Consider the following 20,610-nt stretch of genomic DNA (forward strand, 5'->3'; position numbering starts at 1 on the left):
TCTTTGTGCCTCACGACGCCCTCAAGGCACGACGGCCTCGATACGGCGACAGGGCTGGGTCGGCGGCGGGGAATGAACCAAATTTGCGGAAGAGCCCCCTCCCCGGTCGCCGGCGGGCCGGCGCTCATGCGCCAGCCCGCACGCCGATCAAAGGCGCCAGGTCACGTTGACACCATAGGTCCGCCGGTCGCCGTAAACGAACTTGCTGAACTGCCCGTTGCCAACCGTACGCGGGTCGCTGCCCTGGATCAGATATCTCTTGTCCGCAAGGTTGCGCCCCCAGAAGGATACCGACCAATGGTCGTCCGGCGAGTCGATCGTGAAGAAGGCGTTCAACAGGCCGTAGGCGGGCTGCTGGAGGAACTTGGCCTCGAGGAAGTCGTCGGTGCGCGTCAGATAGCTCGCGGGCAGCGTATTGAGCAGGAACTTGCTCTTCCAGTTATATTCGCCGCGGAACTTCAGTTTGAATCCGCCGGCCGTCTCGACCTGATAGTTGGCAGCAGCCGTAACAGCGTGCTTCGGTGCGAATTCGAAGGGTGAGCCGTCGAAGATATAATCGGCCGCAATGCATCCATAGACTGCGGGACAGCCGCGGACTGCCGCAATCGAGGCAGGGATGTTGTCCGAGGCCTGATAGCTCCTGAAGTGGGCGTCGTTATAGGCATAGCCAAGCTCGAGGCGCAGCCCGCGACCGAGTTGAAGCTTCGCTTCGGCCTCGATCCCCTTGACCCGGGCCGACGCGGCATTCTGGATCGCCGCTCCCCCGAAGAAGGTCGTGATCTGGGCCTGACTGACCTGCACGTCGCGGTAAGGGATATAATAGCCCGAGACGTTGAGCTGGAGCCGGTGGTCGAAGAATTCGGTTTTCGCGCCGACCTCATATTGGGTCACATATTCAGGCCCGTAGTTGGCCATTGCGGTAATGAGCGTCTGCGCGCGTCCCTGAATGCCGCCACTTCTGTACCCCCGCGAAACGCTGGCATAGATCATCTTGTCGCTGTCGAACTTATAGTCGATCGCACCCGTCCAGGTGATGGCGTCCCAATGAGGGTTGGTATTCCATGCCGGCACCAGTTCGGAATCATAGGTATCACCGAATGAAGCGTTGCCGGGCCGCGATATCTTGCGATAATCGCGCTCGTCATAGGAATAGCGCGCGCCCGCAGTGATCGTCAGCCCCTCGACAGGCGACAAATAGCCTTGGCCGAACACCGCATAGCTGGTTGTCTTGACGTCGGTCGAGCTGAAGATGTGCACGGCGAAGGGGGCCGGAAGCGTGGTCAAATCGGCATCGTCGCTGCGATAATGATCGTCATAGAAATAGTTCGCGCCGACGTTCCAGCGGAAGACATCACCGTCACCCGCTAGACGGATTTCCTGACTGAAGGTGTCAGAATGTTCGCGCGACGTGGTGGTCGCGATCGACTTGACCTCGATATCGGCGTCGACCACGAGATATTGCTTGAAACGCTGGTAAGCGGTGAGCGTCGTCAGTGTGAGATCGTCCGAGAGATTCCAGTCGGTACGCAGCGTATACTGGTCCGCCGTCCGGTCGAGCGTCCCGACATCGGTCATGCCGACGCGATAGTCGCGATAGTCGGCGACGAAGGTCGAGGGCGTGTAGAGACGCAGGCGCACGAGCGGCGGCGCCGTCGGGCCCGAGGGATTCCCCTCGGTAAGCTCGATTTGCGCCGACTTGGTCCGGACGCGCATTGCCGACAGATTCGCCTCGAAACTGTCCGACGGCGTCCAGCGCAGCGTGCCGCGGACGCCATAGTCCGAGCGGCCGTCATCGCCGATTACCTGGTTGTTGACGTTGACGCCTTTGAGCGATCCATCGTTCGACAACGCCATGAAGGAAAGGCCTGCAGCCAGCTTGTCCTGCGCAAGCGGCCCCGAGACCGAACCGCGGATCTCGAAGAGATTATAGTTGCCAAGCCCGGCACTCAGCGAGGCCTCGGTATCGTTCCCCGGCTTCTTCGTCACATAGTTGATTGCGCCGGCGACCGTGTTGCGCCCGAACAGCGTACCTTGCGGCCCTTTCAGCACTTCGACGCGCTCGAGATCGAGAAGCGCCGTCAACTGGTTGGAGAAGCGCGGCTGATAGACTTCGTCGACATATTGGCCGACGGCGCCTTCGGCACCCGCATTGGGGGAACGGGTCGTAATACCGCGGATGACTGGAAAACCGCGCTGCTTATCACCGGCCGAGATCAGACCCGGCGTGATTTCACCAAGATTCTTGATGTCGAGAACCCGCTGCCCGGCGAGTTGCTCGGCCGAAAAGGCGGTAACCGAGATCGGCACCTCCTGCATCGACTCCTCGCGCTTCCGCGCGGTGACGACGATATCCTGAATCCAGGAGCCCTCCTGATCCTGCGCGCCCTCCGAACGCGAACTGCCATTATTGGCGTCCTGCGCATGGGCGGCCGTCGCCAGAACGAGCGCCAATCCAAAAGTGCTGACGCGCAGCATGAGGTGGCAACGCCGCGCAGGCGGCTTCATATAGAGCATAATTTCTCCCCTCCCAATGACTTCACCCTGTCCGGGTTGTCTTGTTTCCGATTGTGAGGACGCAGGTATCAGATGCTTCAAAGCGCCGGAAATCGCACTGTTCGATGCGAGGTATCGGGTCACTTCATATCGGCCCGGCCGATGGCAGCCATTCGAAAAAGCTACTATTTGCAGAGCGCCGCATCGGCCATTCTGCAAATCTGAAACGGTTCGACATATGGCCCGGAGCATGAGACATCTCTCATGTACGCAACGCCTCTGCGCTGGTCGCCGGATGGTGGATTTCGGGTCGGAAACCGAAAGAACAACTGCCGCTAAGACGGCGGAAAAGGAATGGAGATGGGATTGCCCTATGGCACGGTTTGACCTCAACCTGCTCAGCGCGCTCGACGCGCTGCTCAGCGAAACCAATGTCACCCGAGCGGCCGAGAAGATCAACGTCTCGCAGCCGACGATGAGCGGTATGCTGTTGCGTCTGAGGCATCAATTCGGAGATCAGTTGCTTGTCCGGGTCGGGCGGCAGCTCGAATTGACTCCCCTCGCCCGCTCGCTCACCATTCCGGTGCGCGAAGCGCTGCTCACGGTGCAATCGGTGATGCTCACCTGCCCGCAGTTCGACCCGGCGACCGACGGCCGGACTTTTTCGGTCATGACGTCCGATTATGGCCGCATCGCGTTATTGAGCCGCGTCATCCGGCGCCTCGCTGTGGAAGCCCCCTTCATTCGTCTCGAGATCAAGCCGATCGCCGCCCCGATCGATCATCTGATCGAGGGCGACATCGACCTGGTGATCAGCACCGACGACTGGAATTTATTTCATCGCGATCCCCGCGCCGACATATTGAACAGCGAGGTCCTCTTCACCGACGATTTCGTCTGCGTCGTCGATTCCGCTCATCCGCTGACCGGAAAGGTCTCGATCGAAGCGCTCTTCGAATATCCCCATGTCGCGGTCCAGCTCGAAGGCGATGTCACGACGATCGTCGAAGCCACGCTGCGCGAACATTGCGAGAGCTATCGCCCCGTCTATACCGTCGCCGATTTCATGGCCATTCCCTATACCGTCGCCGGCACCGGGCTGATCGGGATCATCCAGCGACGGCTCGCCGAACATGTGAGCAGAGCCAATGCCGTTCGCGTTCTGGAACCGCCCTTCCATATTCCGCCCACCGAGGAAAAGCTGCTGTGGCACGCGCGAAACGCCGACGATCCGGCTCATAGCTGGCTGCGCCAGTGCATGATCGAGGAAGCGCGGGCCGCCGCCGCCGAAACGACGACGATGCGCCCGCCATTGTGGATGCCGCGGCCAAGTTCAACCGATATGGCCTCGGAAGCCAGTCGTCACGTCTCCGCGCGAACATAGGCGGTTTTGACCTGCGTATAGAATTCGCAAGCCGCCGTGCCCTGTTCGCGGGGGCCATAGCTCGATCCCTTCGTGCCGCCGAACGGCACATGATAGTCGACCCCGGCAGTCGGCAAGTTCACCATCACCATCCCGGCTGCGGCAGAACGCTTGAAATGCTCCGCTCTCGCCAGCGAGCGCGTCGCTATTCCGGCGCAAAGGCCGAACTCGGTGTCATTGGCGAGATGGAGCGCCTCGTCATAGTCGCGGGCGCGTAGGACACTGGCCACCGGCCCGAAAATCTCGCGGCGGTTGAGCGCCATCTCCGGGTGCGTATCGACAAAGAGCGTCGGTTCGAAAAAATAGCCGTTCGGCGCGGCACCGAGCCGGTTGCCGCCGAAGGCGATCCGCGCACCATCGCCCAGCGCCTGCGCGATCGCCTGTTCGACCTTCTCGCATTGCGGCGCGGTCGCGATCGGCCCCATGCAGCTTGCCTCATCAAGCGCCGGTCCCACACGGAACGCGACCAACCGCTCGGCAAGCCGGTCGACGAAAGCGTCATGGATCGCATCCTCGACGATGAGCCGGCTCGACGCCGTGCAGCGCTGTCCGGTCGAACCGAAGGCCCCTTGCAACGCCGCATCGACGGCGACTTCGAGATCGGCGTCAGCAAGAATAACGAGCGGATTCTTGCCCCCCATTTCGAGTTGCACCTTCTTGCCCGCCGCCGCAGCGACGGCGAGGATAGCGTTGCCCGTGGCAACCGAGCCGGTGAAGCTGATCGCCCGCACCGCCGGCGCGCCGACGATCGCCGCGCCCGCGCCACCACGGCCGTTAACGAGATTGAAGACGCCCTTGGGAAGCCCGGCGCGTGCGAGAATATCGGCTAACAGACAGGAAGTTGCCGGGGCAAATTCGGAAGGCTTGAGCACGACGCTATTGCCGTAACAAAGCGCCGCGGCGGCTTTCCAGGCGGGAATCGCGATCGGGAAATTCCAGGGCGCGATCAGGGCGACGACGCCGACCGGCTCGCGGGTGACCTCGACCCGAATTCCCGGCCGTACCGACGCACCGAGATAGCCGGGAATACGCAGGGCCTCTCCGGCGAAAAAGCGAAAGATCTGGCCTGCCCGGACGGTTTCGCCGAGCGCCTCGGCAAGGGTTTTCCCTTCCTCGCGGGCGAGAACGGTCGCGATTGCGGCTCGCTCGGCAAAAATGAGCGACGCAGCCTGCTCGAGTATGTCGCTGCGCTGCTGGATCGAGCTCCGGCTCCAGTCAGAAAAGGCCCGGTCTGCCGCATCGACCGCCTCTTCGGCGGAGGCGGTATCCGCGAGGGCGTATTCACAGACGATATCTCCGAGGTCCGAAGGGTTGATATTGGGCGCATAATCTGCGGCGGCGCGCCAGCTTCCATCGATGAAATGGCCATATCGTGCGAAAAGTTCAGTCATGCCATTTCTCGTAACAGGAGAAGGAAGATGTGCGGACGCCGCCAGGTCGAGGACGCGGCCGCGGCGGAGGCCCGATCAGAGATCGAGAACGAGCGTCTCACCCGGCGCGGGCCGGGAAACGCAGATCTGCATGAGCGTCTGCGAGGCTTTTTCCTCGTCGGTGAGCACGATGTCGTGATGCTCGATCGCGCCCTGCAGCACATCCGTCGTGCACAGGCCGCAATTTCCGGCCTCGCAATAATATTCGAGCGGCATACCGCGATCGAGGAGCACGCGCAGGATCGACTTGCCCGGCGGGACATGCACCGTCTCGCCGCTGCGCCCAAGAACGATGTCGAAGCCTTCGCTTCCCGCGGTCTCGCCGTTGACGAAACGTTCGAGATGGACCGTGCCCTCGGGCCAGTGGCCGGCGGCGGCAACGACGCCCTCGATCAGGCCCGCCGGACCGCAAACATAGAGATGCTCGCTCGCCCCGCGCTCGCGAAGCAGCGTCGCGAAATCGTAATTGCGCGCCGGATCGCCGCCGTCATAATGCTCGATCAGCCGGTCGCCGAGCAGAACCCTGAGCTCTTCGACAAAGGCCGCATGGTCTGCCGAGCGCGCGCAATAGATGAGGCGAAGCGCCGCTCCGCGTGCATGCAGGGTCCGCGCCATCGACAGGATCGGCGTGATGCCGATCCCGCCCGCGATCAGCGTGGTGAATCCGGCGCCCGCCGCCAATTCAAAATCGTTACGCGGCGCGAGGATTTCCACCTCGTCGCCGGCGTTCAGCGCGTGCATCCAGAGCGAACCGCCCGTTCCGCCAGCATCGCGCCGGATGGCGATGTGGTAGCGATCGGTCTCGGACGCAGGACCCATTAACGAATAGGCGCGCGTCGTCCCGTCGCCGACCGCGACGCGAATGTGCGCGCCGGGACTCCAGCCGGGCAGCGGTCCGCGATCGCGCGCGACGAGTTCGACCAGCCGGATATCGTCCGTAACCTCCAATATGGAGGCCACGGTGCACGCAATTTTCTCGGGCCCGGACATCGGTCGCTCAGGCGGCCGCGGCCGGCAGCGGCCAGAGCAACTCGGCAGGGCCTTCGCCGAGGCGAACCGGGTTGCGCAGTACACCGATCTCGTCGGCGCCGATCTCGACGATGTCGCCATCCTTGAGAAACTGCTGCGGAACGAGCGCGAAGCCGACGCCGGCTGGCGACCCCATGGTCAGGATATCGCCGGGCTCGAAGCCATACCATTGCGACATTTCGGACGCGAGCTGCGCGACCGAGAAGGTCATTTCATCGGTATTGGCGTCCTGCATGACGACGCCGTTGACCTTGAGCCAGAACCGGAGCTTGTCGGGTTCGGGCACGCTGTCGCGCGTCGCGACGCAGGGGCCGATCGGGCACATCGTCGGGAGGCTCTTGGCAAGGCCGATCTGCGTGAAGTCCATGGGTTTTCCGGCCTTGACGGCCTCGAAGCTGCCGATCGCCGGATCGCGCGGACCCAGATCGTTGATGAAGGTGAAGCCCACGATCGCGTCGGCCGCTTCCTCGACCGTCGCGTTGAAGCAACGCTTACCGAACACGACCGCGAACTCGGCTTCCCAATCGACCATGGCGGGCGCACGCGACGGCAGGAGAATCGGGTCTTCGGGTCCGATGATGCCGCCCAGCGTCTTGAGATGCGCGCTCGGCCGGCGGCGCGACGCATAGCCCTGGTCGACGCCCTTGGGCGCCGGCGGCGGAGCCGGCTGGTCGCCGCGGATCATCCGCGTCATTTCTTCCATATGCGACGGGAACTGCCCGCCGCCCGAAAGCAGGATACGCGGCCGCTCGATCGGCGCGCGAAGCTTCGTGTCGGCGAGCTGCGTCAAGCCGCGAAGCTGCCGGAGCCGCCCGAGCTCAGTGTCGGACGCTTTTCCGAACCGGTCTACCAGCTGGCGCAGCAGGCCAAGCGCCGCGTCGCCTGCCTGGAGGATTTCAAGGACATTGAGCGGGGCCCAGGGCACGAGGCCGAAGGTGGCTAGGCCGTGCGCGATGCCGAGCACCTCGTCTCCTAGAATGAGGCCGGCGCGTGAATGGGGTAAATCGTCGATCGTGACCAGGCGCATGATCGTTTCTCTCCTCTAAGTGTCTGTTTATCCGCCCGGCGCGGTGGCGACCACATTGCGCAGGGTGCCAAGAAGCGGCGACGAAATTTCGATGACATCGCCGTCGCCGAGAAAGCGGCTCGGTTCGCTTGCGACCCCGACACCCGCGGGGGTTCCCATCGAGAAGATGTCCCCCGGCTCGAAGACATGCCAGCGCGCATAATGCGCGATCGTCTCCACGACCGAAAAGACGAGATCGCTTGTATGGCCCTGCTGGACGATCTCACCGTTCACCGCACAGGTGAAGCCAATGTCGTCGATATCAGCAAACTCGTCGATCGTCGTGACCCAGGGCCCGACCGGGCAGAAGGTCGGAAACTGCTTGCCGAGCCGGATCTTGGTGAAGTCGGTGGTGCCGTCGGGACGACGCGCACTGGCATTCCAGTCGCGCGCACTCACGTCGTTCATGAGCACGAAGCCTGCGACAGTCGCCATCACTTCGGATTCGTTCAGCTGATGGCATCGCCGGCCGAAGACGACCGCGAGTTCGGCTTCATAGTCGAGCATCTCGACTCCGCCAGGAATGCGGATCGCATCGCCGCTTGCCGCAAGACTGTTCGGGCTCTGGGTGAAGGCATTGGGCTCTTCGGGCGTAATCGAGTTGGCCAACTTATATTTGCGGACCATCTCGTCGATATGCGAATGATAGGAACGCCCCGCCAGCATGATGAGGCCGGGCTTCAGGATCGGCGTACGCAGCCGGACCTGGTCAAGCGGACGCAATATTCCGCGATCGACCAGAAGCGCGCGCTGCGCCGCGTCAGCCTCGGCAAGCTTGACGAGCACGCGCGAAATATGGGCGAGACCCTCGTCGCCGAGCGCAAGGACCGCCCCGACATCGACGGGCGCCCAGGGAATCATGCCCCAATGGGCAAAGGCGGCCTCGAGGTCGAGGACATCGTCGTCCACGACCACCCCGGCGCGCGGGCCGGAGGTGGCATCGATTGTCAGCAGTTTCATTTTATCCCCCGGATCGCTGTCCGTTGCCGCTTGTCAGGCGTGTTCACCCGCCGCGAAAATATCGTCGTAGCAATTGGCCGGACGATGCTCGAATTCCCACCAGCAGCCATTGGCGTCGCGGATCACGAAGGATTCGCCGCCGATGTCGCTCGGCACGACATCTTCGATGACCTGAATGGAATAGCGTTCCTGATTGGCGAGCGCCTTGGCATGCGCGTCGTGGACTGCCTCGGGGCTGCCGAGCGCTAGAACCCAACGATAGTCGCGGGTCTGGTCGACGGTGATCCCGGTCGGCATGCCGAGACAGGCGACATACCATCCTGTCGAACCGCTGCTGAATCCCCCCGCAACACGAGCCTGGCGGTGCCAGCCGATGCCGAGAAACTCGGTGTAGAACTCACCGGTCCGGTCGAGATTGGCGACCTCGAGCGTTCCGTGCGAAAAGGCGTGCGCCTTGCACACCGGGCTTGCGAATTTTGTTGCTTGCATGGCTTTTCCCAATGATGACGTAGAGGCTTAGTTTTAGAGGAAAGCCTGGCGCGCCTCGGCGAGCTGCTCGGCACTGCGCATCGGACACTGCACCTCCCACCAGTTCCCCATCACGTCGGAGAAGTAGAAGGAATAGGATCCGTGCTGGTTGCGGACCTCCTCGATCACGTCGAGGCCGTAATAGTCCTTCTGCTCGTTCGCGACGCGATGCGCCTCATCGACTTCGGCTGGGGTGCCGACATCGATCCCCCAATGATTCCAGGCGCATTGCGGCTGCTCGATCCGGTCGACGAGCCTTGTGTCGAGAACCCAATAATCACCGCCGTCGAGCCGACCGCCCGGCTTCTCGCCGAAGTCGCGCGTTAGCATCGCGCCGGGCGCATATTCCACACATTCGAGGCCAAGAAATTCCTCGTGAAATCGACGAGTCTTTGCCATATCGGTAGTAACGGATGTCCCGCGAGCAAGGCGAAGTGGCTTCACGAGCGAGTTGACGGCACCGTCCTCTTTTACATCTGCCTGCGACATAATATCCCTCCGCAGAAAATGGGACGACTTACGTCCGATCATACTTAGATCTGCCAATCATGATCATTGAATACGAACGGAACAGAGCCAAACCCTGTGAATCATTTCGCAGTATCTATGCCGCGATGTCCGCAGCCACAAATCGCATGATTCTATGCCAGCCATCGTGAAGGGATATACGGCGCGCGCTGTCAGAGGGATTCAGCGCCGCGGCGGCGGGTCATCTTCAGGTCGGCGTGCGATATCGATGACCTGTCGGCGGAGCCAGCGATGCGTACGATCTCCGTCATGTCGCACGTGCCAGAGCATGCGCAGCTTGAGCGTACCGAAGGGTGCCGGCGGCTCGACGGCTCGCACATTCGCCGCGCGATCAAGCGAAACCATGACGCGGCGCGGTACGACGACCAGCGAGCGCCGATCGGCGAGAAATGCCGCGACGGCCGCGAAACCCGGTAGCAGAATGCGCGGCGCGACCGCGGGAAGATCCGGCGTCGCGGCTTGCTCTTCGAGGGTCGAGGCGCTGCCCGCGAAACGGATCGCGATGTGCGGAAAGGATAGATAGTCGTCGCGTGTGAACTCCGAGCCCACTGGGTGGTCGCGGTGCACCAGGCAAACATAGGAATCGCCGAAAAGCACCTGGGTACGAACCGCCTCGGCGGCCCGCAGCGGCATTCCCGCTACCGAGGCCCCCATTAGGCATAGGTCCGCCCGCCCGCCATGAACACTGTCGATCGCATTCGCGATCCCGGTGACTTCGAAAGTCATGCCTGGCGCGACCTCAGCCGCGCGCGCGAACAGTTCGGGAAGAAGCGCGCCCGCGCTGAACTCCGACGCCATAATCACGAAATGGCGCCGGGTTCCGGCGAGGTCGGGCGAACGCCCCGAGGCAAGGATCGCATCGAGCGTCAATAACGCCTGATGCAGTTCGCCCGACATCTCCTGAGCGCGAGGCGTGAGTTCGTATTCGCGGCCGACGCGCACCAGCAGCGGGTCGCCGAACAGATCGCGCAGCCGCTGCAGCAGGCCGCTCATCGTGGGCTGACTGAGATGGAGTGCGTGCGCTGCGCGCGTGACATTGCGTTCACGCAGCAGCGCGTCGAGCGCCGCCATCAAATTGAGGTCGCGGCGGGCCATGCCGGTGGCTACCTCGGCCGCCGGGCCGACGCCCTAGCCCCCTGGCCGCGATCTCCAATTTTCCGGACGCGCGGACGCATGCCTAGAACCAGTTCTCGGCATCCTCCATCGAGATGAAGCCGTCATGATCGCTATCGTAGCGGTCGAACATGCCCTTGAGCATGAGCGGCGCTTCCTCGCGCGAGAGGCGCCCGTCACCGTCCGCGTCGAAATCCTCAAGAATCTTGCGGAAATTCGCGAGCATCGCGGTCTTTTCGTTCGTCGCGCTGCCCTTGATATGGCCGAAGGGATCGGGGAGGTCGACGACCATCCCGCCCGTGCCGTTCGAGGGGAAGAAGTCGATCAGCAGGTTGCGTTTTCCGAGGGTCGTAATGTTGTGGGGCGTGTTGGGCGGAACACGGACAAGAGCGGGTGCCTTGACGTGAAAAACCTCGTCGCCGATCCCGAAGGCGCACTCGCCCTCGACCAGCACGAAAATCTCCTCGACCGGATGCTGGTGCATTGGCGGCCCCTGCCCCGGTCCCATTTCCGAAATCTGGACCGTCGAATTGTCCCAGCCATAATATTTGCCCTCGAGCTGGACGAAATGCTCACCCGACTGGGCGTCCCAGAAGTTGAACAGCGACTGGTTTTGCAGAACGAACGGCAATCCGAGGTTGAACACATTGCCAGGAGTCACCTCGAGTTGCTTCGGGCGTCCGTCCGGCCGCTTTCCGTTCGACATTTCATTCGCTTCGGCGATCTGCGCTGTAGCCATCGGCTTTCTCCTTCATGTCCGGGCCCACGGCGCCGTCACCCAATGGGACTGGCGATCGATTGCCCTTCGCTACTCCGGTTAGCCCGGCCAACAATCGACGAGAAATCGCATTTCCAGCCCCAGAGATCGGAATTTCCGATAGTTGTGCGACGAGATTGCCGGTGCCCGGCGTCCCGATATTGCGGGCCGGGATGTCAGCAATTGCGAGAAGCGATTTCAGTCGTCTTGCGCTTGCCACTATCACCCGCGTGAAAGCTTCCGGCTGCGACGCGGCGCGAGGCAAGAAAAATGAGATCGGGTGGAGATGGAGACAATGAGGCAGGTTGGTCGTCCGGAGGTTGGCACCGAGGCGTGCTGCGCGACGCGCGTGCACCGTTTCCCTGCGGCCCGCCCGCTGCTGCGCGCCGGCATCGCCAGTGCATTGATGCTCGCCACGCTCACCGGGTGTGGTCAGCGGGCAAAATCGGACGCCGAGAAAGGGACGTTGAACGTCTACCTCAATCGCGATCCGGGCGGCTACGACGCACTCAAGCGCCCTTCGGCGACCAAGGCGTCGATCCAGACCCAGATGCCGGTCTACGAGATGCTGTTCGACATGGATCCGAAGACGGGCAAGGTCACGCCGAATCTCGGCCTTTCCGCGACGAGCAGCGAGGGCGGCCGGATATGGACCGTCAAGCTCCGGCCCAATGTGCGCTTCTCCAATGGCGAACCCTTCACCGCAGAGGCATATGTCGTCCATTTCGCGCGGCTGATGAAATCGCCGATGTCAGGCGTCGTCTTCAACAATCTCGGTGCCCGCATCGTCGGTGTCACCGCGATCAGCCCCTTGGAGGTGCGGTTCGAACTCGCCTCCCCCAAGCCGCAATTCGAAATCATGATGGCGACGCCGGGCATCGCCTGGTTCGGGATCAACGCGCCGAAACACACGCTCGCGCATGGCGACGATCCCGATTTCGACCTGAAGCCCGTAGGCACCGGCCCCTATATGCTCGAAAGCTTCCGCACCGGGGTCGGGCTCACCTATGTCAAGAATCCCTATTACCGGAATCCGTCGGTCCAGCATCTGAACCGCATCACCTATCATGTGATGGGCGAAGGTCTCGCGAGCTATGTGGCGCTGAAGGCCGGCGACATCGACATGCTCTATGCCGCCGACGACCTGACGGTGGTGCGCGCGCTCCGCGATCCCGACGTCAAGACGATCGTCGGCCAGCCCGACTTTCAGGGCTTCCGTATCAACCTCAACACGCGCAGTGGCCCGCTCGCCGATATCAGGGTGCGTCAGGCGCTCGCCTATGCGCTCAACCGCGAGGCGGCAAACAAGATCTGGAGCCAAGGGCTCGCCGAAATTGCGACCGATGCCTATGGTAAGCGCAGCGCCTGGTATTGTCCCGGCATTCGCTATCCCGAATATGATCCTGCAAAGGCGCGCGCACTTCTCAAGGCCTATGGTAAGCCGGTGCGACTGCGGCTCGGCATCATGTCCTTTTCTTCGAAGTTCGCGGAGATAGCTCAGGCCATGTGGAAAGATGTCGGAATCGACGTCGCACTCGAGGTCGAGACGCCCGGGCCCGGCTTTTACCGCAAAGCCAGCAGCGGCGCGTTCGATATGTGGTACGGGCCGGGCGGATCGAACCGCAATCCACTGCTGGTCGACCTCGATCTTGCTTCGGACAATCGCGCCAACCCCATGGGTATTCGCTCGAAGGCGATCGACGATGCCATCGCACAGATCATCGCGACCCACGACCGCGACAGCCTCTATCGCGCGAGTTGCCAATATCAGCAGATACTCGCCGACGAACTCCCCTTCATCCGCTTCACCTTCGCGCCCAATGCCGTGGTGATGCGCAAGTCGGTCGAAGGTCCCCGGACACTGACGAGCGCCGACGCCGAATATTATAAGGCGCGCATCCGCTAGATCGGCTCCGTTCCGGCGGGGCCTGTTCGAGTCGGATCAGGCCTTTGCCTTGCCTCCGCGCGACAGGCTCATCAGGGCCGCACCGAGCAGAAGGAAACCCGCGAGCAAAGCCGGGAGACCGCTATGGTTTGCCTTCCCGGCCAGCAGGATCGCCGCGCTAGCCGCGCCAAGCGATTGTCCGGTCATCCGGGTAAAGGAAATCATACTGCCGCCCGATGCTGTTCGCTCGGGCGGCACGGCATCGATGATGCTGCGGGCGTTTGCGGTCATGGCGAAGCCAAATCCTACACCCAGCCAGAGGAGATGCAGTCCGAAAGTCCAGGCCGTCGCCCGGTCGTCGGACAGGAATCCGAGTGACAGGAGCGCCGATGCGCTGGTCAGAAGCCCGAGAGTCACAAGAATCTTGGGCCGGACCTTGTCGGACAAGATGCCCGAGACGGGTGCGAGCAGCATGGTCATTGTTGGATAAGCCATCATCACCATGCCGATCGTGGCCGGATCGAGCGAAAGTTCGTCGGCGAGCCGGAACGGCAGGGTCAGCAACATCACCATCGTGCCCGTGAAGGTCAGGAGCGCGGTCAAGCAAGCGAACGCCAGTCGCGGCTCGCGCAGCAGATCAACCGGCAGGACCGGTCTACGCGCCCGCAGCTGATTGCGAACGAAAAAGAAACCGACCACGAGCCCCAACGCCGCCATCGCCGATGCCAGGAACGGCAGTTCCCCATGCGCCATGAGCTGCAGGCTTCCCATCAGCAAGGTGAACAACAGCGCATTTGTTGCCGCTGCGAGCCAGTCGAAGGGCTCGTCGTGCCCCTCGAGCGCGGGCAGCGCGCGCGCGCACGCCAGCGTCACGACGGACAGCGGCGCGGCACACGCAAAAAGCCACGGCCAGGAAGCGAATTTGAGGACGAAGCCGCCCAAAGTTGGCGCAACGGCCATGGCAAGCGAAACGATCGTGCTCTGGAGTCCCATGCCCCGACCGAGCTGTCCGGCGGGATAGATGGCCCGCATGAGCGCCCCGGCGCTGCTCAACGTCGCGGCCGCCCCCAGTCCTTGCAGGCAACGGAGCGCGAGGATCGCGGGCAGCGAGTGGACAAACAGGCACAAGAGGCTCGCAAGGGCAAAAAGGAGCTGGCCGGTACAATAGAGCTTCCGGCACCCGACACGCTCGGCGAGCGCCGCAAAGGGAAGCAGCGTCGCGACCAGCACGAGCTGGTATACGGCGACGATGAGCGTTGTCGCCGCATTGTCGACATCGAGCGCGGCCGCGATCGTGGGCAAGCCGACGACGGGTGCGGTTGCGTCGAGGACGACGGCACCGGCCCCGCAGGAAATGGCGAAGATCGCGACATAGCGGCGCGGCAGCGGCAATCCGCCGCCGGACGCCGCGGGGATGGCGGGGGCCGATGCGCTCATCGCGTCCAGCGCGGTTGCGGGCATGACGACGGGGCGGTCGATCGATCGCGAGGGCTGGGCATGAAGAACGTCTTTCGGTGAGCTGCTTCGTGTAAAGCGCCTAACAAGCCCGCAAGCGGCGCGGAAATTGGACTGTCGAATGACAGGAATCGCGTGAAGCTATGCGCTCAGCATTTGCGGGGCGACGATCGCGGCGTCATCGTCTGACCACATAGTTGGGATTGCGAGATGCGATTTCCTTGGCCCTCGCCGATCGCTTACCGCTTTGACAAATGCTCCCGGTACGGATCGACTTTGCCCGCCAAGGCCCGACACGTCACCGGAGAATGCACCGAGACTGCGGGAAGGACATGCGATGACGGGCGGACCATCGGGATCAACAGGCGGTAACCGCCTGTGGCAACTACAATCCAGATTGACGCACCTGCTGCTCGTGGGGCTGCTCGTCACCTTTTCGAGCTTCATGCTGCTCAATCTGCTGCCCGGCGACATCGTCGATGCGATGGTGCCGGCCGAAGGTATGTCGCCCGAGGCGCTCGCCGCGGCGCGCTCCGCCATGGAAGCGCAGCTCGGCCTCAACGACCCGCTTCCCATCCGCTACTGGAACTGGCTCGGCGATCTGTTCCATGGAGACCTCGGGCGTTCGGTCGCAACGAACCAGCCGGTTTTCGAAGCGATCATGCAGCGGCTACCGGTGACCCTCGAGCTCGTTCTCCTGAGCCAACTGGTCGCGCTGTCGATCGCAGTTCCGCTCGGCATCTGGTCCGCCTATCGCGCACATTCGACATTCGACCGGATCGTGACGCTGGCGTCCTTCGCCCTGCTGTCGATCCCCGTGTTCGTCCTCGGGATCGGCCTCGTTCTCGTCTTCGCGCTCAAGCTCGGCTGGTTCCCGGCGATCGGCTTCGTACCGCTCTCGAACGGGCTTGGCGCGAACCTGATGTCGCTCACCCTGCCCGCGCTCGCCATCGGCGCCACGCAAGCCCCCTTTCTGCTTCGGATCGTGCGGGCCGACATGATGGCGACCCTGCAGGAGGAATATATCGCCATGGCGAAAGCCAAGGGGCTGTCGCCCGCCGCCATCCTGTTCCGCCACGCGCTACGGCCGTCCAGCCTCAATCTCGTCACGATGGTCGGGCTGCAGCTCGGCGCGACGCTCAGCAGTTCGGTGGTCGTCGAAACGGTCTTCGCGCTACCCGGAATCGGTGGCCTGTTGAACAGCGCGATCACCACCCGTGACGCCATCATGGTTCAGGGCATCGTGACCTTCCTCGCGCTGGCTTTCGTATTGATCAACATCGTGATCGACCTCGTCTACGGCCTTCTCGATCCACGGGTGCGACTGTGAGGTCCGCCGCCATGTCGCCCGCGACCCGTCCGGGGCGCAAGCCGCGCGCAGATGCCTCGGTCTGGCGCAAGCTCGGCTTCGTCTTCTACGCATCGCTCGCCTGGCTCGTGCTGCTGTTGCTGTTCGCCTTCGTGCTGCCGCTCCAGGATCCGCTGAAGCCCGATTTCATCCATCCCGCGGCGCCTTTCTCGCCCGCGCACCTCCTCGGGACCGACGCGCTCGGGCGCGACATGCTCGCTCGCGTCGCGCACGGCGCGCGAATCTCGGTCATGCTCGCGGTGACGGCCCCCGCGATCGGTCTCGCGGTGGCGCTGCCCCTCGGCGTGATTGCGGGATATGCGGGAGGCATCGTCGACCGCGCGATCAACATCCTCAACGATACCCTTCTTGCCTTTCCGCGCATCATCCTCGCGATCGGGCTGATCTTCTATGCCGGCGCGACGCTGTTCAATCTCGCCGTCGTCATCAGCATCTTCACCATTCCGAACCTGCTCAGGATCATCCGCGCAACGACGCTGTCGTTCGCCAACCGCGAGTTCGTGCTCGCTTCGCGCGCGCTCGGCGCCTCGCATTTCCGCATCATCTGGAAGGACATCCTGCCGAACGTCCTTCCGCCAACCTTCGCTTATGCGCTCATGACCATGTCGGTGGTCGTCGTTCTCGAAGGCAGCCTCTCCTTCCTCGGGATCGGCGTCCCGCCACCGACACCCTCCTGGGGCAAGATGATCTTCGAAGGTCACGAATATCTGTTCACCGATCCGCAGCTCTCGCTCGTCCCGTCGGCCGTGATGTTCCTCACCATATTATCGCTCAATCTGATCGGGGACCAGTTCGCCATGTTGACCAACAGCAGGGATGCCCGGCTATGACGCCGTCCGACCGTGCGCCTTTGCTCTCGATAGAGGGTTATTCGCTCACCATCGCGTCCCGCCGCGGCCTTGTTCGCGCGCTGGACCGGGTTTCGCTCTCCATCCCGCACGGGCAAACGGTCGGGCTGGTTGGCGAGTCCGGATCGGGAAAGAGTATGCTCGCCCGTTCGATTCTCCGCCTGCTGCCGACCACAGGCTCGGTCGAGACCCGCGGTGCGATACGCTTCGATGGCAGCGATCTTGTCGCGCTCCCCGAACCGGAGATGCGCAAGATGCGCGGACGGCGTATCTCGATGATCTTCCAGGATCCGATGTCGTCGCTTAATCCGGTGATGAAGATCGGCGAACAGATCGCCGAGTCGATGCGGTTGCATCTCAGCGTGAGCCGGTCCGACGCAAAAACTAAGGCGGCAGCCCTCCTCACCTCGCTCGGCATCGCCGACGCCGCGCAGATGCTGTCGCGCTATCCGTCGAGCCTGTCGGGGGGCATGCGGCAGCGCGTCGCCATCGCGATCGCGCTTGCCTGCGAGCCCGAGCTCCTGATCGCCGACGAGCCGACGACGGCGCTCGATGTCACCGTCCAGGCCCAGATCCTCGACCTGCTCCGAGCCGAACAAGCACGCCGCGGCATGAGCATCCTGCTCATCACCCATGATCTCGGCGTCATAGCGCGCTACGCGGACACGGTGGCGATCCTCTATGCGGGACGCTTGCTCGAGCGTATTCCCGATCCACGCATGCTGCGCTTGTCGCGCATGCCCTATACGGCGGCGCTTGTGCGCTCGCAGCCCGACATGAATGCCCCGTCGCACAGCCGTCTCGCCACGATCGACGGCCTGCCGCCGCGCCTCGTCGACCTGCCGCCGGGATGCCGTTTCGCCCAGCGCTGCGACCAGGCAAGCGAACGCTGCCACAGCGACGAGCCCGGTTTCACCGAAGCCGGCGGCGGGCATGGCTTCGCCTGCTGGAACCCCATCAAGCATGAGGGAGCGGCGCATGACTGACACGCCCCTGCTTCGCGTTCGCGATCTTAACGTCACCTATCGCCTGCCGGGCGCGCGCCTCCATGCTGTGCGCGATGTCAGCTTCGAGCTGCACGCCGGCGAAGTGCTGGGCCTCGTCGGCGAGTCCGGCTGCGGCAAGTCATCGGTCGCGAAATCGATCATGCAACTCATCCGGTTCGGCAAGGGAAATGCCACAGGATCGATCGCGATCAACGGCATCGAGGTCAACGGTGCGCGCGGCGCAGCGCTGAAGGCACTTCGCAGCAAGGTCCAGATGGTGTTTCAGGACCCCGTCTCCTCGCTCAATCCGCGGCGGCGCGTCGGCGACCTGATCGAAGAGGGTCTCGTGATTGCGGGCGGCATGAGCCCCGACGCGCGGCGAAGTCTCGTCCGGCAGACGATGGCGGAGGTCGGGCTCGATCCCGACGCAGTCGCCGACCGCTTTCCACATGAATTTTCGGGGGGACAATGCCAGCGCATCAGCATCGCGCGGGCGCTCGTCCTGAAGCCGCAGCTCCTCGTGTGCGACGAGCCCGTCTCGGCGCTCGACGTTTCGGTTCAAGCGCAAATCCTCAACCTTCTCGACGATCTTCGCGTGAGCCGCGGACTGTCGATGCTGTTCGTCAGCCACGATATGGCTGTGATCAAGAATATCTGCGACCGGGTGCTCGTCATGTATCTCGGGCGGCCGATGGAGACGGGCAGCTCCGAGGCGATCTGCAACGCCCCGCGTCATCCCTACAGCCGAGCGCTCGTGGCGTCGGTGCCGCGGATCGACGACGATCCCGCCGCGACGCTGTCGGCGCCGATGCTGAGCGGAGAAATCCCGTCGCCGCTCCGCGCTCCCACGGGCTGCCCGCTCCACGAGCGCTGCGGACAGGCCCTTCCGGTCTGCTCACTCGAATGGCCGGGCGCGCGCCAGTTGGCCGGACAGCATATCCTTCATTGCCACAATCCGGCTGTCCCGGACGAGGCCGGAACGCCCCACCACACCATGCTCGAAACAGCTGCGGAGAATGACGTTGAACATTGAAGTAAAGCCGGAAGCTCGCACCGGCGCGCAGCTCCTCGTCGATTGCCTCGAACTCCATGGTGCAGAGATCGCCTATTGCGTGCCGGGCGAGAGCTATCTCGCGGTGCTCGACGCGCTGGTCGATGCCAATATCCGCTTGGTCACCGCGAAGCATGAAAGCGGCGCGGCGATGATGGCCGAGGCACATGGCAAGCTGACCGGCACGCCCGGTCTCTGCTTCGTGACGCGTGGACCCGGCTCAACCAACGCCAGCGCCGGCGTCCATATCGCTGCGCAAGATTCGACGCCGATGCTGCTTTTCGTCGGCCAGGTCGCCACCGATGCGCGTGAGCGCGAGGCGTTCCAGGAACTCGACTATAAGCAGGTCTTCGGATCTATCGCCAAATGGGTGGTCGAGATAAGCGACCCGGCACGCATTCCGGAGATCATCAGCCGCGCCTATCATGTCGCGACCTCGGGCCGCCCGGGTCCCGTCGTGCTCGCGCTACCGGAAGATATGTTGACCGAGCGAGCCTCCCCGGCACTCGGCCGGCGCTACGCGCCCGGCGGAGCGGCGCCCCGTCCCGCCGATCTCGAACGCCTTTCCGAAAGTCTCGCGCGGGCGCGTGCGCCGCTCGTCATTCTGGGCGGTGGCGGATGGAATGCCGAAGCCTGCGAAAATGTCCGGCGTTTCTCCGAAAACTGGTCGCTGCCCGTCGCCGCGGCTTTTCGCGCGCAGGACTATTTCGACAACCGTCATCCCCATTATGTCGGCGACGTCGGCCTCGGCATCAATCCGAAGCTTGCGGCGCGGATCAAAAGCGCCGACTGGCTTCTGCTGCTCGGAACCCGCATGGACGAGGTGCCGTCGGGCAATTACACCTATCTCAAAATTCCCCGCCCCGACCAGTTTCTCGTCCATGTCCATCAGGACCCCGAGGAAATCGGCCGCGTCTACCAAGCCGATATCGGCATTGCGGCTTCCGTTCCGGCGACTGCCGAGGCGCTCGCCGCCCTCCCTATCTCGACCGGTGTCTGGCACGAAGGACTGCGCGAGGCGCGCCGCGAATATGAGGTGCATGTGACGCCGGGCGAGACGCCCGGCCCGCTCCAGCTCGGCGCGGTGATGACCTATCTGCGCGACACGCTGCCGGAAGATGCGATCATTACCAACGGCGCCGGCAACTACACCGTCTGGGTCCATCGCTTCTATCAATATCGTCGCTACCGGACCCAACTCGCGCCGGTTTCGGGGTCGATGGGATACGGCCTTCCCGCCGCGATCGGCGCCAAGATCCAGCATCCCGACCGCACGGTCGTCTGCTTCGCTGGCGATGGCTGCTTCCAGATGACGATGCAGGAGTTCGGGACTGCCATGCAGTTCGGTGCCGGCGTAATCGTCATCGTCGTGAACAATGGAATGTACGGGACGATCCGGATGCATCAGGAACGCCATTTCCCCGGACGCGTGTCAGCAACCGATATTCACAATCCCGATTTCGTTGCGTTGGCACGCGCCTATGGCGGGCATGCCGAACTGGTCACGGAAACCGGGCAATTCCCTGCAGCCTTCGAGCGCGCACGGGCCGCAGGCAAGGCGGCGCTGATCGAACTGCAGATCGATCCCGAAGCACTGACGCCCGCGATGACGCTGACGCAAATCCGGGAGGCCGCGCTCGCCGCCCGTTAAACTTGAGCTCCGGCATCGCCTGCAGCGGCTGTGCCGGA

17 protein-coding genes are annotated in these 20,610 nt (G+C 63.3%); 7 read left to right on the top strand and 10 right to left on the bottom strand.

Annotation, left to right across the window (positions count from 1 at the left end; genetic code table 11):
• Positions 1–147: 147 nt before the first annotated feature.
• Complete coding sequence (locus tag ACWNC0_RS14815) at positions 148–2,514, bottom strand: TonB-dependent receptor (RefSeq protein ID WP_449472625.1); 2,367 nt, start codon at positions 2,512–2,514, stop codon at positions 148–150.
• Between the two features lie 352 nt (positions 2,515–2,866).
• Here ACWNC0_RS14815 and ACWNC0_RS14820 point away from each other — a divergent pair, with 352 nt between their 5' ends.
• Entirely contained in the window at positions 2,867–3,877 is a 1,011-nt protein-coding gene (locus ACWNC0_RS14820) for a LysR family transcriptional regulator (protein ID WP_449472627.1), read from the top strand.
• On the opposite strand, the gene ACWNC0_RS14825 is transcribed toward ACWNC0_RS14820, so the two are convergent.
• From ACWNC0_RS14825 to ACWNC0_RS14860, 8 genes are all read right to left on the bottom strand, one after another.
• On the bottom strand, positions 3,856–5,307 hold the full coding sequence (locus ACWNC0_RS14825) for an aldehyde dehydrogenase family protein (protein WP_449472629.1): 1,452 nt from the start codon (positions 5,305–5,307) through the stop codon (positions 3,856–3,858). The two genes, ACWNC0_RS14820 and ACWNC0_RS14825, sit on opposite strands and share 22 nt — an antisense overlap.
• Positions 5,308–5,382: 75 nt before the next feature.
• The gene (locus ACWNC0_RS14830) at positions 5,383–6,306 is read right to left on the bottom strand and encodes a PDR/VanB family oxidoreductase (RefSeq protein ID WP_449472631.1); all 924 of its coding nucleotides are present in this window, start codon (positions 6,304–6,306) and stop codon (positions 5,383–5,385) included.
• A gap of 37 nt (positions 6,307–6,343) precedes the next feature.
• A complete protein-coding gene (locus ACWNC0_RS14835) occupies positions 6,344–7,402 on the bottom strand; it encodes a fumarylacetoacetate hydrolase family protein (protein WP_449472633.1) in 1,059 nt (352 codons plus the stop codon).
• Positions 7,403–7,429: 27 nt separating this feature from the next.
• The gene (locus ACWNC0_RS14840) at positions 7,430–8,401 is read right to left on the bottom strand and encodes a fumarylacetoacetate hydrolase family protein (protein WP_449472634.1); all 972 of its coding nucleotides are present in this window, start codon (positions 8,399–8,401) and stop codon (positions 7,430–7,432) included.
• Between the two features lie 33 nt (positions 8,402–8,434).
• The gene (locus ACWNC0_RS14845; RefSeq protein ID WP_449472635.1) at positions 8,435–8,890 is read right to left on the bottom strand and encodes a VOC family protein; all 456 of its coding nucleotides are present in this window, start codon (positions 8,888–8,890) and stop codon (positions 8,435–8,437) included.
• 33 nt (positions 8,891–8,923) lie between these two features.
• Positions 8,924–9,418, bottom strand: a complete 495-nt coding sequence (locus tag ACWNC0_RS14850) for a VOC family protein (protein ID WP_449472637.1) — start codon at positions 9,416–9,418, stop codon at positions 8,924–8,926.
• A gap of 201 nt (positions 9,419–9,619) precedes the next feature.
• On the bottom strand, positions 9,620–10,552 hold the full coding sequence (locus ACWNC0_RS14855; protein WP_449472639.1) for a LysR family transcriptional regulator: 933 nt from the start codon (positions 10,550–10,552) through the stop codon (positions 9,620–9,622).
• 82 nt (positions 10,553–10,634) lie between these two features.
• Positions 10,635–11,309: a cupin domain-containing protein gene (locus tag ACWNC0_RS14860; RefSeq protein ID WP_449472641.1), complete on the bottom strand. Its 675-nt coding sequence runs from the start codon at positions 11,307–11,309 to the stop codon at positions 10,635–10,637.
• A gap of 313 nt (positions 11,310–11,622) precedes the next feature.
• Here ACWNC0_RS14860 and ACWNC0_RS14865 point away from each other — a divergent pair, with 313 nt between their 5' ends.
• The gene (locus ACWNC0_RS14865; protein ID WP_449472643.1) at positions 11,623–13,233 is read left to right on the top strand and encodes an ABC transporter substrate-binding protein; all 1,611 of its coding nucleotides are present in this window, start codon (positions 11,623–11,625) and stop codon (positions 13,231–13,233) included.
• A gap of 36 nt (positions 13,234–13,269) precedes the next feature.
• On the opposite strand, the gene ACWNC0_RS14870 is transcribed toward ACWNC0_RS14865, so the two are convergent.
• Positions 13,270–14,673, bottom strand: a complete 1,404-nt coding sequence (locus ACWNC0_RS14870) for an MFS transporter (protein WP_449472644.1) — start codon at positions 14,671–14,673, stop codon at positions 13,270–13,272.
• A gap of 331 nt (positions 14,674–15,004) precedes the next feature.
• Here ACWNC0_RS14870 and ACWNC0_RS14875 point away from each other — a divergent pair, with 331 nt between their 5' ends.
• Genes ACWNC0_RS14875 through ACWNC0_RS14895 form a run of 5 tightly spaced genes read left to right on the top strand, consistent with a single transcriptional unit; the run spans position 15,005 to position 20,572 of the window.
• Positions 15,005–15,997 carry an ABC transporter permease gene (locus ACWNC0_RS14875; RefSeq protein WP_449472646.1) on the top strand — a complete coding sequence of 331 codons (993 nt, stop codon included), beginning with the start codon at positions 15,005–15,007 and terminating at the stop codon, positions 15,995–15,997.
• An 11-nt stretch (positions 15,998–16,008) separates the two neighbouring features.
• Complete coding sequence (locus tag ACWNC0_RS14880) at positions 16,009–16,866, top strand: ABC transporter permease (RefSeq protein ID WP_449472648.1); 858 nt, start codon at positions 16,009–16,011, stop codon at positions 16,864–16,866.
• On the top strand, positions 16,863–17,870 hold the full coding sequence (locus ACWNC0_RS14885) for an ABC transporter ATP-binding protein (protein ID WP_449472650.1): 1,008 nt from the start codon (positions 16,863–16,865) through the stop codon (positions 17,868–17,870). Before ACWNC0_RS14880 ends, ACWNC0_RS14885 begins: the two co-directional genes overlap by 4 nt.
• The gene (locus tag ACWNC0_RS14890) at positions 17,863–18,903 is read left to right on the top strand and encodes an ABC transporter ATP-binding protein (RefSeq protein WP_449472651.1); all 1,041 of its coding nucleotides are present in this window, start codon (positions 17,863–17,865) and stop codon (positions 18,901–18,903) included. Before ACWNC0_RS14885 ends, ACWNC0_RS14890 begins: the two co-directional genes overlap by 8 nt.
• Entirely contained in the window at positions 18,887–20,572 is a 1,686-nt protein-coding gene (locus tag ACWNC0_RS14895) for a thiamine pyrophosphate-binding protein (protein WP_449472653.1), read from the top strand. Before ACWNC0_RS14890 ends, ACWNC0_RS14895 begins: the two co-directional genes overlap by 17 nt.
• Positions 20,573–20,610: the final 38 nt, after the last annotated feature.

Source organism: Sphingobium chungangianum (genome assembly GCF_977014255.1).